The sequence below is a fragment of the Bacillus sp. EB V-12 genome (assembly GCF_056158125.1).
Genome location: NZ_JBUXJL010000045.1, coordinates 1 through 1,920, shown reverse-complemented (window position 1 = coordinate 1,920; position 1,920 = coordinate 1). Strand labels below are relative to the sequence as shown.

General features: G+C 33.8%; 1 pseudogene. It reads left to right on the top strand.

Features of this window, described 5'->3' with window-relative positions:
• A pseudogene (gene colA / locus ACZDYH_RS30280) lies at positions 1–1,920 on the top strand (collagenase ColA); the annotation flags it as partial.

The following is a 1,920-nucleotide window of genomic DNA, read 5'->3' as shown; positions in this document are numbered from 1 at the left end:
ATTGCAAGAAATCCCAACTTTGCATTAGGTACAGCCGAGCAAGATAGAGTAGTAGCTGCGTATGGAAAATTAATTGGTAATGCCTCTAGTGATACTGAAACAGTACATTATGCGGTAAATGTTTTAAAACAATATAATGATAATCTTACTACGTATGTAAGCGATTATGCGAAAGGACAAGCTGTATATGAAATTGTAAAAGGAATTGATTATGATATACAGTCTTATTTGCAGGATACGAATAAGCAACCTAATGAAACAATGTGGTATGGAAAGATTGATAACTTTATAAATGAGGTTAATAGAATTGCTCTCGTGGGGAATATTACAAATGAAAATAGTTGGCTAATTAATAATGGCATTTATTATGCAGGTCGTTTAGGGAAATTTCATAGTAATCCATACAAAGGATTAGAAGTTATTACACAAGCGATGAGCTTGTATCCTCGTTTAAGTGGACCTTATTTTGTAGCAGTAGAACAAATGAAAACAAACTATGGTGGAAAAGATTATAGTGGAAATGCAGTAGATTTACAGAAAATACGTGAAGAAGGGAAACAACAATACTTACCTAAAACATATACATTTGATGACGGATCTATTGTCTTTAAGACGGGAGATAAAGTAACAGAAGAAAAAATTAAGAGATTATATTGGGCAGCCAAGGAAGTAAAAGCACAATATCACCGTGTAATTGGTAATGATAAAGCACTAGAACCGGGAAATGCTGATGATGTACTAACAATAGTAATTTATAATAATCCAGATGAATATCAATTAAATAGACAATTATATGGATATGAAACAAACAACGGTGGAATTTATATTGAAGAGAAGGGGACTTTCTTTACATATGAGCGTACGCCAAAGCAGAGTATTTATAGTTTAGAAGAGTTGTTCCGTCCATGAATTCACTCACTATTTACAAGGAAGATATGAGGTTCCTGGTTTATTTGGAAGCGGAGAAATGTATCAAAATGAACGATTAACTTGGTTCCAAGAAGGGAATGCAGAATTTTTTGCAGGATCTACACGTACAAATAATGTTGTTCCGCGTAAAAGTATGATAAGTGGCTTATCATCTAATCCAGCAAGCCGTTATACAGCAAAGCAAACTTTGTTCTCAAAATATGGATCATGGGACTTTTATAAGTATTCCTTTGCACTACAGTCATATTTGTATAATCATCAATTTGAAACATTTGATAAGCTTCAAGATTTAATCCGTACAAACGATGTGAAAAATTATGACTCATATCGTGAATCATTGAGCAACAATACACAATTGAATGCAGAATATCAAGCGTATATGCAGCAGTTGATTGATAATCAAGATAAATATAATGTACCGCAAGTAACAAATGATTATTTAATTCAACACGCACCAAAGCCGCTAGCTGAAGTGAAAAACGAAATTGTGGATGTAGCAAATATAAAAGGTGCCAAAATTACAAAATATGAGTCGCAATTCTTTAATACATTTACCGTGGAAGGCAAGTACACAGGTGGTACATCAAAAGGTGAGTCTGAAGATTGGAAAGCGATGAGTAAACAAGTAAACCAAACTTTAGAGCAGTTATCCCAAAAAGGTTGGAGTGGTTATAAAACAGTTACAGCCTATTTCGTAAACTATCGTGTGAATGCAGCTAACCAGTTTGAATATGATATTGTTTTTCATGGTGTTGCGACAGAGGAAAAAGAAAAAACGACTACTATAGTAAATATGAATGGACCATACAGCGGGATAGTAAATGAAGAGATTCAATTTCATAGCGATGGTACAAAAAGTGAAAATGGAAAAGTTATTTCTTATCTATGGAACTTTGGAGATGGTACTACAAGTACAGAAGCAAATCCTACCCATGTATATGGAGAAAAAGGAACATACACTGTGGAACTAACAGTAAAAGATAGTAGAGG